We start from the raw sequence: 13,839 nt of genomic DNA, 5'->3' as shown, positions 1-13,839 counted from the left end.
TCGATGAGCACGACCGACACCGACACCGGCACCGGCAGGACGAAGGACCCGGCGACCGCCAAGCGGCACATCGGGGTGAGCGCCGACGGCGAACTCGGCGAAGCCGGATCCCAGCTCTCCACCGCGCCGGTCGACACGGCCGTGCCCGGCTCCTTCGGCGGGTCCCGCGCGCCCGGCGCCCTGGGCTGGCTGACCTGGACCGGCCGTGAGGTCGTCGGCTGGGCCCGCTGGTTCTGGCGGCAGCTGACGTCGATGCGGGTCGCCCTGATCCTGCTCTTCCTGCTGTCGCTCGGGGCGATCCCCGGCTCGCTGATCCCGCAGTCCGGGACCGACGCCCAGAAGGTGGCGACCTTCAAGGACGCGCACAGCATCCTCGGGCCCGTCTACGACAAGCTCGGCCTGTTCCACGTCTACAGCTCGGTGTGGTTCTCCGCGATCTACATCCTGCTGTTCGTCTCGCTCATCGGCTGCATCGTCCCGCGCACCTGGCAGTTCGTCGGGCAGCTGCGCGGCCGTCCGCCGGGCGCCCCCAAGCGGCTGAACCGGCTGCCCGCGTACGCGACCTGGCGCACCGCGGCCGAGCCCGAGCAGGTCCGCGAGGCCGCCCTCGAGATCCTCAAGCGGCGACGCTTCAGGGCGCACATCGAGAAGGACGCCGTCGCCGCCGAGAAGGGCTACCTCCGCGAGACCGGCAACCTGCTCTTCCACATCGCGCTGATCGTGATGCTGGTCGCCTTCGCCTGGGGCCAGCTCTTCAAGTCCGAGGGCAACAAGCTGATCGTCGAGGGCGACGGCTTCTCCAACACGATCTCGCAGTACGACGACTTCAAGTCCGGCAACCTCTTCAGCACCGACGACCTCACGCCGTTCAGCTTCAACCTCAAGAACTTCACCGGCACCTACGAGCGCACCGGCCCCAACAAGGGCACCCCCCGCACGTACCAGGCGGACCTCACGTACAGCGTCGGCGCGTACGGCAAGGAGAAGAAGACCACCGTCAAGGTCAACGAGCCGCTGAAGATCGGCGACTCGAAGGTCTATCTCACCGCCCATGGCTACGCGCCCGTCGTCACCGTCCGGGACGGCAAGGGCAACGTCGTGTACCACGACGCCGTACCGGCGCTGCCGCAGGACTTGAACGTCACCTCGGTGGGCGCGATCAAGGTGATGGACGGCTACAAGAACGCGCAGGGGACGACCGAACAGCTCGGTTTCCAAGCCGTCTTCGTGCCGACCTTCGCGGGCGCGGGCAAGGGCACGATGTTCTCGCAGTTCCCCGCGCTCGACTTCCCCGTGCTCGCGCTGACCGGCTACCACGGCAGTCTGGGCGTCGACGCGGGCGTCCCGCAGAACGTGTACCAGCTCGACACCTCGAAGATGAAGCAGTTCAAGGACGCGAAGGGCAACATCGTCAAGGCGCGCCTGCTGCCCGGCGAGACGATGAAGCTGCCGAACGGCGCCGGCTCCATCACCTTCGACAAGGGCATCAAGGAGTGGGCGAACTTCCAGGTCACCCAGCAGCCCGGCAGTGACTGGGCGCTGGTCGGTGCCTTCACCGCGATCTTCGGTCTCGCCGGTTCGCTCTTCATCCAGCGCCGCCGCGTGTGGGTGCGGGCGACCACCGGGGACGACGGCGTCACCGTCGTCGAGATGGCGGGCCTCGGCCGCAGCGAGTCCGCGAAGCTCCCCGAGGAACTGGGGGACCTGGCCGCCCTGGTGCACGACCAGGCGCCCACCAAGCCCGACACAGACGAAGCCGCAGTCGAAACCGACCCCGACGCCGAACCCTCCGTACCTGCCGCCGAAGGGGCTGAGAAATGACTCTCGCCACCGCAACCGACCTGGGCGCCGTGACCGATCTGGCCACGGCCACCAACGAACACCTCGCCAACATCAGCAACACGCTGATCTACTCCGCGATGGCCGTCTACACCCTGGCCTTCTTCGCGTACATCGCCGAGTGGATCTTCGGCAGCCGCAGCAAGGTCGCCCGTACGGCCGCCGCGCTCACCACCACCGAGAAGGCGAAGGCCCCCGCGGTCACCGTGCAGTCGGCGGGCGGTACGGCCGTCCTGGAGCGGCCGAAGGTCGTCACCCGGTCGGCGGCGGGCGCCCGTGACGTGCCCGACGGGCCCGGTGCGCACGGCGGTGACGAGCAGGGCGACCTCTACGGCCGGATCGCGGTGTCCCTCACCGTGCTCGCCTGGGCCGTCGAGGCGGCCGGTGTCGTCGCCCGCGCGCTGTCGGTGCAGCGGGCGCCGTGGGGCAACATGTACGAGTTCAGCGTCACCTTCTCCACGGTCGCCGTCACCGTGTACCTGGTGATGCTCGCGCTGAAGAAGAACATCCGCTGGCTGGGCCTGCCCCTGGTCACCACGGTCCTCCTCGACCTCGGCCTCGCGGTCACCGTGCTCTACACCGCGAGCGACCAGCTGGTGCCCGCCCTTCACTCGTACTGGCTGTACATCCACGTCTCGACCGCGATCCTCTGCGGCGCCGTCTTCTACGTGGGCGCGGTCGGCACCCTGATGTACCTCTTCAAGGACTCGTACGAGAACAAGCTCGCCACCGGCGGCGAGCCGGGCCGTTTCGCCACCTCCGTCATGGAGCGGCTGCCCTCCTCGGCCTCCCTCGACAAGTTCTCCTACCGCGTCAACGCCGCCGTCTTCCCGCTGTGGACCTTCACGATCATCGCGGGCGCCATCTGGGCGGGCGACGCGTGGGGCCGCTACTGGGGCTGGGACCCCAAGGAGACGTGGGCGTTCATCACCTGGGTCGCCTACGCCTGCTACCTCCACGCCCGCGCCACGGCCGGCTGGAAGGGCCGCAAGGCCGCGTACATCGCCCTGATCGCCTTCGCCTGCTTCCTCTTCAACTACTACGGAGTCAACATCTTCGTCTCCGGCAAGCACTCGTACGCCGGGGTCTGATGCGGATCCCGCTGTCTCGGGCCACGCTGGTGTCATGACCGGAGTGACCCGAGGCATCGAAGAGGGCGCCACCGAGACCCGGGAGGACGGCACCCGCGTCCTGCACTACCTGCTGCGTTTCCCCCAGCCTGTGGAGAATGTCTGGAGGGCGGTGGCCACCCCCGAGGGCCTGAGGGCGTGGCTGGCCGAGGCCGAGGTCTTCGAGCCGCGACTCGGCGGCGAGGTCACGCTGCGCGGGCTGGGCAGCGGCCGGATCACGGCGTGGGACGTCGAGCGGATCGCCGAGTACACGGTCGAGGGCCGGGGCCGCATCCGCTTCCACCTGGAACCGACCCGCCCATCAGGCACGACGGTCCGCTTCACCCACGAGTCCCCAAGAGACGAGGACCCGGGCTGGCGCCAACGCTTCGACAGATTGGTCGCCCACTTGGCAAGCGCTCCGGACAGGAGCGCCCCTTAGGGGCGCGGGGCTGTGACATTGTGCGGCTCCGCCGCGTGGGCGCGCTCAGCCACGGACAACCCGCACCCATCGGACCACGGAACTCCAACGGCGCCCCCCTCAAGCCGGCGGCAGACAGTCCGCGGAGGGCGGCTTCCCCTCAGGCCACGCGATCTTCACGAAGCGAGCCCGGGACTCGGGAGTCAGCTGCACGATCGGCACGGCCTTGTCGTACGGATTGCCGTGGACGTTCAGACAGATCCACCCGCTCGCCCCGTTCACCCGCTGCTGTTCGCCCTTGACCTGCGGCCACTGGAGCCCGACGTCCGCGAGGGCCGGGATCTTCCCGGTCGGCGACGCCCCGCGGATGCCGCGCACGGCGAGCCGCATGGCGTCGTACGCGATGATCAGCTGGCCGTCGTCGAGGGCGACCGGCCCGAGGGGCCCGACCGGCTCCTTCCCGGCACTCCCCAGAAGCGACTGCAGCACCTTCGCGTCGGCCGCGCTGCCGCCCGTCTTCGCGGTGTCCTTCAGCCAGGCGTCCGGATGGGCCAGGGACGTGTAGCGGACGGTCAGCAGCGGGTCCTTGAGGGCGGCCGGGTCGAGGTCCTTGTCCCCGGCGAGATAGGAGCCCTCGTCGCCGGTGAGCACGGTGAACCGGCGGTCGTGGCAGCCGCGCTGACCCAGCATGTTGATGAACTGCCGCAGCTGCGTGTGGCGCCCCGCGAACAGGATGGTGTTCGTGGTGGTCGGCGTGTTGCAGAGGATGTTGGTGATCTGCATGAAGACGTTGGAGGTGCTGCCCTCCTTGCTGCGGTCGGCGGGCGGCGTGAACGGCTGGGCCTCGTAGCGCGAGCCCTTGAGCATCTTCTCGAAGGAGGCCTGGAGCGTGCGCGTGTACGGGTCGCCGGTGCGGTCGTAGACGAGGAAGGCGTTGGCGGCGGAGACCTTGGCGAAGGAGGCGAGGGCGCGGGCCTCGTCGGTGTTGGTGGGGGAGACCCGCGCGAGCCCGGGGAACGGGTCCTTGCCGTTCTGCCCGTTGGCCAGGTCGTCGGCGGTGATCGAACTCCCTATCACCGGGATGCCCCGGCGGGTGAGCTCCTTGACGGCCTTCTTGTTGTTGTCGGTGCTCAGGCCGACCCCGGTCACCGCGCGCAGCCGCTCGGAGCCTCCCGTCATGCCCGCGAGCTGGTCGACCGTGTGCTGCCAGTACGTGCCGGTGGAGCCGGGGTTGGCCAGCACCAGGCGGATCTTCGGCTTCAGGCCGGTGGTGTCGTGGTTGGCCTGGTACTGGGCCAGATAGGCGCCCTGCAGCTCGTGCAGCACATCGGCCAGGTTGTCCGCGTCGGTGGCGGTGAAGGGTTCCAGGAGCGCGACGGTGACGTAACTGCCAGGCGCCAGACGGGCGTTCTCGCGGTGGATGGCCCGTACGGTGTCGGCGAACTGCGCACGCCCGAAGGCGTACGTCGTCCACGAGACGCCCACGCACTCGTCGCTGCCCTTCGGCTGGACGACGCCGGGCGCGCAGGAGCGATTCTCCTTGGTGGCCGTCATACCGCCCCAGACGCCGAGACCCGCGAGCACCGCCGCGAGGGTCAGCGCGACATACCTGCGGAAACGAATCTCCCATACGTCCTCGCGCAGCCAGGTCCACAAGCGCGCCATCACAGGTCCCCGTTCCCGTTGTCGTCGTCGTCACCAGGGATGCGCAGGGGGCGGCCGGCGAGCGCGTCGGACGGCCACTCCCGCGAGGCCCGCCACAGCAGCGGGTTGCCCGCGGGCCGCAGGTTCGACAACTGCTCCAGCTCGAAACGGAGCCGGTCGGACACCTTCGGGTCCGGCAGTACCAGCGGATCGGTGAGCTGCCAGACCGCGTGCAGCAGCCGTCGTACCCGTAAGTGCAGTACGGCGTCCACGCTGTCCGGCGGCTGCTGGGCGGCGTCGGTGCGGCCGAGCGCGACGGCCGCCCGGTCGTCGTGACCGCCGTGGCCGCCGAAGTCGCGGCCGTCCGGGTCGTGTGCGTGGTAGTACGGGGCGGACGCGATGAAGACGAGCGAGGACAGCCAGGACCCGGTGTCGGTGCGCGGGAAGGTGTCGCGCAGGTGCGCCACCGCGAAGTCGGCCTTGCCGAGGGCGAGTTCGTGGTGCAGTCGATAGCGGGCGCTGTCCGGCCGGTCCCCGTCGCCGTAGTGGTCGATGAGGGCGCGGTGCACGGACCGCCAGCGTGCGTGGTCGGGGTCGTCGTGGTGCAGCCGCAGCAGGAGCAGCGCGCGCAGGAACGGATCGCCCACGAACTGCCCGGCGGCGCTCGTCCAGCCCTCCTCCGTGAGCCGCTCCTCCAGCGCGAGGACCCCCGACGCGCCGAAGTCGTCGGAGAGCTGGACCTCCGCGAGCACGCAGGCCGAGTCGCGGTCGTGGGCCGCGGCGAGCACGGTCAGCTCGTCGAGCCGGCCACCGGGTACGAGCCGGTCGAGCAGCTCCTGATAGGTGGGCCGGCCGTCGTTGTCCTCGTGGACGGCGACGTCGGAGGTGAGCAACTCGCCCAGGGACTTGGCGCCTTGGGGGAGGTTCTGGCGGGCGGACTCCGCGAGGAGGGTGACGCCGAGCGGGCTGCCGCCGGAGAGCCGGTGGGTGGCGTGCGGGAGTTGAGGGGGAACGGCGAGGCCCTGCGAGACGCCGCCCACGAGATGCAGGGTGTCGTCCGGGGTCAGCGGCGGCAGCGCGACGAGCAACGCCCGCGAGGACGGCGAGGTGCCCGGCTCCCAGCCGGCGTGCCGGGCGACCTCGGGGAGGGTGCGGCGGCTCGCGTTGCGCAGCGCTCCATGGGTGTATCCGCGCAGGGCGGCGAAGAAGACGGCGTGGTCGGCGATGCCGTCGGCGCGATCGCGCAGCACCGGTTCCATCAGGCCGAGGCCCGCCCGTTCCTGCACGTTGTCGATCAGCACGACCGGGCGGCCCAGCCGGTGCGAGCGCTGCATGACCCCCGTGTAGGCGTCGTCGAGGTCGGCCAGCAGGGCCCGTACGAGATAGCGCTCGGCGTGGGTGCGGGAGTCGCCGCCCGCCCGGAAGTGCGAGGAGAGCAGGATCAGGCCGAGCTTGGGATTGCCGCCCGCGTTCGGATAGTCGCGGTACCAGGTGGCGGCCCTGCGCAGCCGGCGGGGAGCGGGGCCGATCCCCTCGGCGAACGCCTCCAGGGTGGCTTCGATGATCGGCGCGATCACGGGACCCGTACCGCTGAGCGAGGCGATGAGCTTGGAGACGACCTTGCTCACCCAGCGGCCCGCGAACCCCGAGAGCCATGAGCCGGTCTCGTTCAGCAGCAGGATCCGCTCCGCCTCCTGCCGGATGCGGGGCACGTCACGGTCGCTCCAGCCGCCCGCCGCGACGGCCAGCAGCCCGGACGTCAGGCGGGGAAAGCCGATCCGCCCGGCGCCGGTGACCGGCTCCGCGAGCTGCTCGGCGATGGTGGTGAGCGCCTGTCCCACCGGCGACCAGGATTCCGCGGGCCGCTCGGCGGGCGGCCCCGCGAACTGCCGTTCCTCGCCGTCGATCAGCGCGACCGGTGTGTGCCCGCGGTACGCGTCGCGCAGCTCCCTCAGTACGGCGCTCTTGCCGAGCCCCCGCCCGCCCGCGAACACCACGAAGGGCAGTTCCTTCGGGTGTTCGTACGGGTTCGAGCGCAGCTGGTACGGGCGCAGGCCGACGAGCCGTAGTGCAAGACCGGGCGGATCCGTGTCGAACAACGCTCCGCGTCCGTGCAGCCCTCTGTGCACCGCATCTCCCCCTGGCGCGGTCCGGTCCTGCTCTGTGCTGCTGTGAGGTCTATCAACACCAGTGTAAAAAGGGGGAGTTGATTCGGACTAGGGCATGGGATGTCCGTTTGGTTACGAAAATTGTCCGCGCCCTTTCGCCCGTCTATCCCACGGTGATCGAATCCAGCTTTTCGCGCAGATAAACATGGGAGTCGACGGGCGGATACGCGACGCGGCCCACCGGCGCGGGGACCGACTCCACCACCGTCCCCGGCGTGCACTCGCCGAAGTAGACCAGCGACATCAGCTCCTCGGCCGGCGCGTCGGCGGGCGGAGGCAGCACACGGTGCCGGCCCGAGCGCCACCGGTCACCCGTCCAACGGGCCATCAGGTCACCGATGTTGATCGTGAAGGCCGCCGGGTCGAAGGGCGCGTCCGCCCAGCCGCCCTCGTCCGTGTAGACCTGCAGCCCGCCCTTGCCGGCCTGGCGGTCGAGAATGGTGACGGTGCCGAAGTCGGTGTGGGGGCCGATACGGAACTGGCCGGGCTCGGGCTCGCCGACGACCTCCGTCCCCGGGTACCAGTTGATGGTCAACGACCTGCTCCTTGTCGGTTTGGGCTTGCAGCCACAGACGTCACTGGCGGTGACGGCTGCGCCGCATGAGGGCGGTTGACGGCGCCCCAGACGCTTTCGGCGAGCTTCGCGATATTGCGGGCCGCGTTGTGGTCGGCGTGCGCAATCACGCCACACGACCGGCAGGTGAAAAGTTCTTGGGAAGGCCGGTTCGCTTTTTCGACGTGGCCGCACCACGAACAGCACTGGCTTGTATAAGCGGGGTCAACGTGGACGACTGGCACTCCAGCGCGATGTGCTTTATAAGCGATGAAGCGGCTGAGCTGAGCAAAGGACCATGAATGGAAGGCGGACCGTTGAGGCTTCCTCAGCCGTACCCGTTCGCGGATGCCGGTCAGGGTCTCCAGACCGACTCCGCGGCCGGTGCGTTGAGCCTCGGCTACAATTTCCTTCGCGATTTTGTGGTTGACGTGTGTAGCATGGCGAGCCTCGCGCCTCGCGCGTTGCTTCAGCTTCCGTTTCGCTGATTTCGTCCCGCATGCCTGCAACTCGGCACGGATACGGAGATTTCTGCGGCGGTAGCTGTTCAATTCTTCCCCGGCGAACAATGTCTCCACGTCGCTGGTCGTGGCAATATTGGCGATTCCGAGGTCGACGCCGAGCCATCCTGTTGGTTGGTGGTCGGAAATAGTCTCAGGAAACTCGCATGTAGCGAGTAGGAACCACTTCCCGCTGCGATGTAGGAGATCGCTTTCACCTCGCCGATACTTGGCGAGGAGTGCGAGCTGGGCATCCGAGCCGACGAACCGGATTGCTCGAAGTCTGCCGCGCGTGGTCCAGATGCTCACGGTGTGGTTTTCCAGCTGCCACGACAGGCATCGGTCGTCGTATGGCTGGGCGGAGTTAGCACGGAAGGTGATGGGCTTGGCCTCTACCCCCGCACGGCGCTTGGAGCCTTTCTTGCCGTAGTTTCCTGCCCTCAGATTGGCCTTGAGTGTGGCATATGATCCTGCGACTTTACGGATCACATGGATCGCAGGTTGAGCCGACAGGCCATAACCTTCCTTCACTTGCGCGTAGGTGAGGCGCTGTAGTGCCGCCTTGTCGGTCACCTGCTCTTGGTGCGCCAAGCGGGATACCCAATCGGCGGCCTTGTTAGCGGTGCGCAGCGTCTCGTGAAGTGCCGCGGCCTGCTCCGACGATGGAAGCAACTTCACCTGCACGACGATCTTCACGAAGAACAGTTTCGCCGCTCGCGCATTTATTCGCAGCTCGATTGCACAATCTCGATATTTCGAGTGAACTGTAGCCTAGGTGTTCGATTTCTGTTGGCAGCTCACGGGGGGTACCGGGGGTACGGGGGCTGCTCGGGCTACTCACCAATGTCCTCGTTCCACAGAGCCGGGTTGTCCTTGATGAAGTCGCGCATCAGCGCGGTGCACTCGGGGTCGTCCAGGAGCACGATCTCCACGCCGTGCTCGGCCAGCCAGTCGTGGCCGCCGTGGAAGGTCTCCGCCTCGCCCACCACGACCCGCGAGATGCCGAACTGGCGCACCAGGCCGGAGCAGTACCAGCACGGTGAAAGAGTCGTCACCATGGTCGTGCCGCGGTACGAACGCTGTCGTCCCGCGGCACGGAACGCCGACGTCTCCGCGTGCATGGACGGGTCGCCGTCCTGGACCCGCCGGTTGTGACCGCGGCCGAGAAGCGTGCCGTCCGCGCCGTACAGCGCGGCGCCGATGGGGATACCGCCCTCCGCCAGCCCGGCGCGGGCCTCCGCGACGGCCGTCGACAACCACATCCGTGCCCGTGCCTGATCGATGCGCTCCATGACTCCACTCTGCTGTGGCCGAAACACGAGGGCAACGTGCGGAAAGTACTCTCCCGGCAAGCCGCACCCGGACGGACTGTCAGCGCCCGAAGGAGGTACCCGTGCCCGCACTCACCCTCCGCGACATCCTGGCCCTCGACCCCGTCCGTGGAGGCCTTCCGGACGGTCGCCGAACCCGGTCCGACCGTCAGCAGGTGTGTGCGCGGGCCCATGCGTACTGCCGGGCCAGTGCGTGGAAGGACTCCTTCGGCTCCCAGTGCCATCCGCCGCGGCGGTCCTCGATCGTCTTCACGATGCCGTAACTCGCCATGTCGAGGTCGTGGCGCGGGTCGCGGGGGCGGTGCGGGGCGTCGGGGGTGACGAAGGTGTACGCCATCGCCGAGTACAGGCCCATCGACTCGAACACCGACAGCACGTCCGTCAGATACGCGGCCTGGGTGCGCTCGCTGCGGACGAGACCCGCCTTGATTTCCGGCGGCTCCTTTTTGTAGTCGACGACGTCCCAGCCCATGCCGCCCTTCTCCGGCGCGCCCTCGAAGGTGCAGCAGCCGAACTCCATGACGGCGACGGGCTTCCCGAAGCGCCGCAGCGCGGCGAGGTCGCGGACGTAGGCGTTCCGGTCCCGGAACCAGCCGTAGTAGTCGACACCGACGAGGTCGAAGAGGCCCCAGTCGACGTCCTCGTCGTGGGCGGCGGCGTACGTGAGCCGCCCGTGGAAGACGGACCTGCCCACGGACGCCGCCTTCGCCGTGAACCGGTGCAGGCGCCGTGCCATCAGTACGGGATCGAAGTCGCCCTTGAGCAGATGCTCGACGCGCTCCTGGGCGTTGGCGCCGGGCACGATCCCGGGCACGTACAGCACGAACTCGCAGCCGACGCTGAGATGCACTCCCGCGCCCCCTCGCCGCAGCCGCTCGGCGAACCGGCCCGTCTGCGCGAGGTGGTCGAGGATCTCGCGTTCCGGTACGTCGCCCAGGGCCGGCTCCAGCCAGACGTTCAGACCGAGCTCCGCCGCCTCGGCCGCGGTGGCGGTGAGCCGTTCGACGCCGTCGCCGGTGACCTTGACGGAGTCGGCGTGCAGGTCGTGCGCGATGGCGCGCAGGTCGCGGCGCATGCGCCCGGGGCTCCACCCGGTGCTCGGCGTCTCCCCGTCCGTCACCTCGTACACCACACCCCGGTGTGTCAGCCCCGGCCGACGGCCCGTCGCCCCGGCCCGCCCGACCGGCAGTACCACCGCGCCCCCGACCCCCGCGGCCATCCCCATGAACCGCCCCCGAGTGATCCCCCGCATCGCGCCTCCCCAGATCCGTCGCCGTGGCTCCAGTCTGGGAAGCGGCGGGCCGCTCGGCCGTCCGCCGAAGGTCTACGGCCGTCCGCCGAAGGTATGCGGAGGCCCGACGAAGGAATGCGGACGGGGCGGACGGGTGCCGCTATCGTCCGCCCAGCAGTTCGAGGATCTTGTTGACTGCCTCGATGACCGGCTGACCGACGGCGCCCACCGTCGTCGCGATGCCGGCGACGGCCAGCAGCGCGCGGTGCCGTTCCTGTGGCGGGGTGCTGCCGTCGGAGCTGATGGCGGGGAGGGAGTCGTCGATGGCTTGGGCGCTGACGGGCGCGACGTGGCCGCGGAGCTGCTCGACCAGCCGCAGGAGTTCCCTCACCGCGGCCTCCAGCTCGGGAGACACCGCCGCGGAGTCGGGGGCGACCGCCTGGTTCTTGACCATGCCGGTGTTGCCGACCCCGCCGTGCATGTTCACGTTGTCGCCGAAGTAGAAGTTGTCGCCGCTCATGCCGCCATCCCCACGTTGCCCGTGCCGCCGTACATGTTGACGTTGTCCCCGAAGTAGTAGTTCTTGGGACTGATCGTGATGCTCTCCACCTTCACCTGGAACTCGGCCTCGGGGTTGTCGATCGCGTGGGTGATGTAGCCGACGAGCTGGTTCAGGTGCTGCGGGTTCGGGCTCGTCACCACCGCCGTGGACGGGCCGGCTGTTTCGACGGCCAGGACGTAGTGCGACTGTGCCGACAACACGGAGATCAGCTCCCCGATGAAGTAGATCAGGGCAGCCACGGTGGAGAGCCAGACGAACGTGAGGATCCCGCCGGCCGCGTTCTCACTCCCGAGCGCTGTCACGGTACCGATGATCGTCAGGGCGAACGCGACCGAGAGCGTGATCGCGACGTTCTTGAAGAAGCGCACGGTGGCGTCCATGCGCCTGGGGTGCAGGGTGAACGTGTAGACCCGCGCGATGTTCTGCAGTGGATAGGCGGCCCCGCCCACCCACAGCAGTCGCTTGCTGACCCGCAGGTCGACTTCGGCGCCCCGTAGGAGAGGTGGCACCGGCGGCGGGGGCGGGGTGTTCGGCGGGGTGTTCCATGGCCGTTCTTCCGGTCCTGTCGTGTCCATGCGTCCCCCTGAGGCCGTTGTGGTGTCCGATCACCGAGTGAGGAACATTAACCACCGGGCGTGTGGTGACTGCAAGGCAGTAACAGCGGTCAAGTGTGGTGCTGTTGTGGAGAGTTGCGGGCCAGGATGAACGCCTGCGGGGTTTTCTCTTGGGCGTCGGCCTCGCGGACGAGGCGGGCGACCTCCACCAGCCCCGCCTCGCGCAGCAGCTCGGCGACACGCTCGGGTGGGAAGCGGTAGACGTCGAGGTCCAGGTCATGGCCGTACGCGGTACCAGGATCTGGTGTAACTCCCCTTAAATCAAGGGAAGTTCGTCCAACGGCGTGTGGGCGGTGGGGTACCAGACGAGGGCCCCGGCGAGTGACGCGTCCTCGATGTCGAGGTCCGCCATCGTGCCCACCTCGCACTGACAAGCCCGATGCCTCGTCGTCACGCGAGCTCGGTGGCCCCGTCCGTGTCGTGGGCGCGCAGCAGCAGCTTGCCCGTGCTTGTTCGTGTCCCCATCAGACGGTGTGCCTCTGCCGCGTCCGGCAGGGCGAACTCCGCCGTCACCGGCAGGGAGACCACCCCGTCGACCACCGTTTGGAAGGCGCGTTCGGTGAGGGTGCGCAGTTCGGTCGGGGACGTCTGGGCCAGGGTGAGGATGGAGAAGCCGGAGACCGAGAGGGCCAGGGGGTAGAGGTCGGGTTGGCCCACCTGCCAGGGCTGCGCCCCGCTCGCGTTGCCGAAGGAGACCAGGCGGCCGAAGGGGGCGAGGGAGTCGAGGGAGGCCCGGAGGGTTTCGCCGCCGACCGGGTCGAGGGCCAGGTCGACCCCGCGGCCGTCCGTCGCCTCGCGCACCTCCTTGGCGAAGGAGGGGGCGGTGGAGGAGGTGATGAAGACCTCGTCGTAGCCGTGCTCCCGCGCGTACTCGGCCTTCGCCGCGCTCGACACCACCCCGTAGACCGCCCCGGCCCCCGCCGCGCTCGCCAACTGCCCCAGCACCGTGCCCACCCCGCCCGCCGCGCCCTGCACGAGCACCGTCTCGCCGGGCTGGAGCCGGCCCACGGTGTGGATCAGGGCGTACGCGGTGGGCAGCACGGTGGGGAGGGTCGCGCCGGTGCGCAGGCCCACGCCGGGCGGCAGCGGGAAGACGGTCACCGCGTCGGCCACGACGACGTCCGCGTACGCGCCGCCCTGCGTCAGGGCCGCCACCTCCTGCCCCACGGCCAGGCCGGTGACCCCCGCGCCGAGCGCCCGGACGCGGCCCGAGACCTCCAGACCGGGGACGAAGGGCAGGGCGGGCACCCGATAGCCGTCGGCCCGCGCCTTGAGGTCGGCGAAGTTCACGCCGGTGTACGCCACGTCGATGCTCACCTGCCCCGCACCAGGCGCGGGCACCTCCGCCTCGACGACCCTCAGCACCTCGGGACCGCCGTACTCCTGGATCTCGACCGCGCGCATGGCACACCTCTCACGAGAGTTCGTCCGCTCGACTGTTCAATGAAAACCGAACACTCGGGAGTGTATGGTTTTCATCGAACACTCGGCAAGGTGTCGGAGATCTGAGGGGAGTCGGGCGTGGCGGAACGAGCGAGTCACCGGGTCGCCCCGGAGCACACCCATCCCGACGACGTTCCGGTCCAGACCGCCCTCGCCGCCCTCGCCGACCCCGTACGCGTCACCCTCGTGAGGGAGTTGGCCGACTCGGCGGAGTGGACGCGGAGTTGCGGCAGCTTCGACGTGCCCGTCGGCAAGGCGGCCCTCAGCCACCACTTCGCGGTGCTGCGCGGGGCGGGCCTGGTCGAGCAGCGCGACGAGGGCCCCAAGCGCGTCAACCGCCTGCGACGCGAGGAGTTCGAGGCCCGCTTCCCCGGACTCCTCGACCTGGTTCTGCGTGAGGACCGGGCGCACTGAACCGATTCGC

The 13,839-nt window shown here is 69.2% G+C and carries 13 protein-coding genes and 1 pseudogene; 5 read left to right on the top strand and 9 right to left on the bottom strand.

The features are described 5' to 3' along the window. Positions 1-3 precede the first annotated feature (3 nt). The 3 genes from resB to ACZ7M3_RS09915 are packed head-to-tail and all read left to right on the top strand — an operon-like array spanning position 4 to position 3,390. Positions 4-1,821, top strand: a complete 1,818-nt coding sequence (gene resB / locus ACZ7M3_RS09925) for a cytochrome c biogenesis protein ResB (protein WP_472062063.1) — start codon at positions 4-6, stop codon at positions 1,819-1,821. Continuing rightward, positions 1,818-2,930 (top strand): c-type cytochrome biogenesis protein CcsB, encoded by a 1,113-nt coding sequence (ccsB, locus tag ACZ7M3_RS09920; RefSeq protein ID WP_472062061.1) that lies wholly within the window; start codon positions 1,818-1,820, stop codon positions 2,928-2,930. Before resB ends, ccsB begins: the two co-directional genes overlap by 4 nt. A 34-nt stretch (positions 2,931-2,964) precedes the next feature. Next, complete coding sequence (locus ACZ7M3_RS09915) at positions 2,965-3,390, top strand: SRPBCC domain-containing protein (protein ID WP_472062059.1); 426 nt, start codon at positions 2,965-2,967, stop codon at positions 3,388-3,390. Positions 3,391-3,489: 99 nt separating this feature from the next. On the opposite strand, the gene ACZ7M3_RS09910 is transcribed toward ACZ7M3_RS09915, so the two are convergent. The 8 genes and pseudogenes from ACZ7M3_RS09910 to ACZ7M3_RS09875 all read right to left on the bottom strand — a co-directional run bounded on the left by ACZ7M3_RS09910 (position 3,490) and on the right by ACZ7M3_RS09875 (position 11,933). Next, positions 3,490-5,034, bottom strand: a complete 1,545-nt coding sequence (locus ACZ7M3_RS09910; RefSeq protein WP_472062057.1) for a hypothetical protein — start codon at positions 5,032-5,034, stop codon at positions 3,490-3,492. Continuing rightward, the gene (locus ACZ7M3_RS09905) at positions 5,034-7,142 is read right to left on the bottom strand and encodes a hypothetical protein (protein ID WP_472062055.1); all 2,109 of its coding nucleotides are present in this window, start codon (positions 7,140-7,142) and stop codon (positions 5,034-5,036) included. The genes ACZ7M3_RS09910 and ACZ7M3_RS09905 overlap by 1 nt, the downstream gene beginning before the upstream one ends. Before the next feature lie 142 nt (positions 7,143-7,284). After that, positions 7,285-7,713, bottom strand: a pseudogene (locus ACZ7M3_RS09900) (2OG-Fe(II) oxygenase family protein); the annotation flags it as partial. Continuing rightward, complete coding sequence (locus ACZ7M3_RS09895; protein ID WP_472062053.1) at positions 7,713-8,930, bottom strand: RNA-guided endonuclease InsQ/TnpB family protein; 1,218 nt, start codon at positions 8,928-8,930, stop codon at positions 7,713-7,715. The pseudogene ACZ7M3_RS09900 and the gene ACZ7M3_RS09895, both read right to left, overlap by 1 nt. Before the next feature lie 137 nt (positions 8,931-9,067). After that, the gene (locus tag ACZ7M3_RS09890) at positions 9,068-9,526 is read right to left on the bottom strand and encodes a nucleoside deaminase (protein ID WP_472062051.1); all 459 of its coding nucleotides are present in this window, start codon (positions 9,524-9,526) and stop codon (positions 9,068-9,070) included. Between the two features lie 187 nt (positions 9,527-9,713). Continuing rightward, positions 9,714-10,817 carry an abortive phage infection protein gene (locus tag ACZ7M3_RS09885; protein ID WP_472062049.1) on the bottom strand — a complete coding sequence of 368 codons (1,104 nt, stop codon included), beginning with the start codon at positions 10,815-10,817 and terminating at the stop codon, positions 9,714-9,716. 139 nt (positions 10,818-10,956) lie between these two features. Continuing rightward, entirely contained in the window at positions 10,957-11,316 is a 360-nt protein-coding gene (locus ACZ7M3_RS09880) for a hypothetical protein (RefSeq protein ID WP_472062048.1), read from the bottom strand. Then, positions 11,313-11,933: a DUF6232 family protein gene (locus tag ACZ7M3_RS09875; protein WP_472062046.1), complete on the bottom strand. Its 621-nt coding sequence runs from the start codon at positions 11,931-11,933 to the stop codon at positions 11,313-11,315. Before ACZ7M3_RS09875 ends, ACZ7M3_RS09880 begins: the two co-directional genes overlap by 4 nt. A 149-nt stretch (positions 11,934-12,082) precedes the next feature. On the opposite strand from ACZ7M3_RS09875, the gene ACZ7M3_RS09870 reads away from it, so the two are divergent. Beyond that, the gene (locus tag ACZ7M3_RS09870) at positions 12,083-12,232 is read left to right on the top strand and encodes a hypothetical protein (RefSeq protein WP_472062045.1); all 150 of its coding nucleotides are present in this window, start codon (positions 12,083-12,085) and stop codon (positions 12,230-12,232) included. A gap of 130 nt (positions 12,233-12,362) precedes the next feature. On the opposite strand, the gene ACZ7M3_RS09865 is transcribed toward ACZ7M3_RS09870, so the two are convergent. Beyond that, positions 12,363-13,376 (bottom strand): quinone oxidoreductase family protein, encoded by a 1,014-nt coding sequence (locus tag ACZ7M3_RS09865; RefSeq protein ID WP_472062043.1) that lies wholly within the window; start codon positions 13,374-13,376, stop codon positions 12,363-12,365. 117 nt (positions 13,377-13,493) lie between these two features. Here ACZ7M3_RS09865 and ACZ7M3_RS09860 point away from each other — a divergent pair, with 117 nt between their 5' ends. Continuing rightward, positions 13,494-13,829, top strand: a complete 336-nt coding sequence (locus ACZ7M3_RS09860; protein ID WP_472062041.1) for an ArsR/SmtB family transcription factor — start codon at positions 13,494-13,496, stop codon at positions 13,827-13,829. The last annotated feature ends 10 nt before the right edge of the window (positions 13,830-13,839 follow it).

The sequence above is a fragment of the Streptomyces sp. NPDC111656 genome, assembly GCF_055656965.1.
Note: the sequence above shows the minus strand (reverse complement) of the source record. Positions and strands in the feature narration are given on the sequence as shown.

What these genes read in the sequence shown, in the direction of transcription:
- ACZ7M3_RS09880 (WP_472062048.1), bottom strand. Translation starts at nt 11,316, where the DNA reads ATGAGCGGCGACAACTTCTACTTCGGCGACAACGTGAACATGCACGGC.
- ACZ7M3_RS09910 (WP_472062057.1), bottom strand. Translation starts at nt 5,034, where the DNA reads ATGGCGCGCTTGTGGACCTGGCTGCGCGAGGACGTATGGGAGATTCGT.
- ACZ7M3_RS09890 (WP_472062051.1), bottom strand. Translation starts at nt 9,526, where the DNA reads ATGGAGCGCATCGATCAGGCACGGGCACGGATGTGGTTGTCGACGGCC.
- ACZ7M3_RS09915 (WP_472062059.1), top strand. Translation starts at nt 2,965, where the DNA reads ATGACCGGAGTGACCCGAGGCATCGAAGAGGGCGCCACCGAGACCCGG.
- ccsB (WP_472062061.1), top strand. Translation starts at nt 1,818, where the DNA reads ATGACTCTCGCCACCGCAACCGACCTGGGCGCCGTGACCGATCTGGCC.
- ACZ7M3_RS09885 (WP_472062049.1), bottom strand. Translation starts at nt 10,817, where the DNA reads ATGCGGGGGATCACTCGGGGGCGGTTCATGGGGATGGCCGCGGGGGTC.
- ACZ7M3_RS09865 (WP_472062043.1), bottom strand. Translation starts at nt 13,376, where the DNA reads ATGCGCGCGGTCGAGATCCAGGAGTACGGCGGTCCCGAGGTGCTGAGG.
- ACZ7M3_RS09875 (WP_472062046.1), bottom strand. Translation starts at nt 11,933, where the DNA reads ATGGACACGACAGGACCGGAAGAACGGCCATGGAACACCCCGCCGAAC.
- resB (WP_472062063.1), top strand. Translation starts at nt 4, where the DNA reads ATGAGCACGACCGACACCGACACCGGCACCGGCAGGACGAAGGACCCG.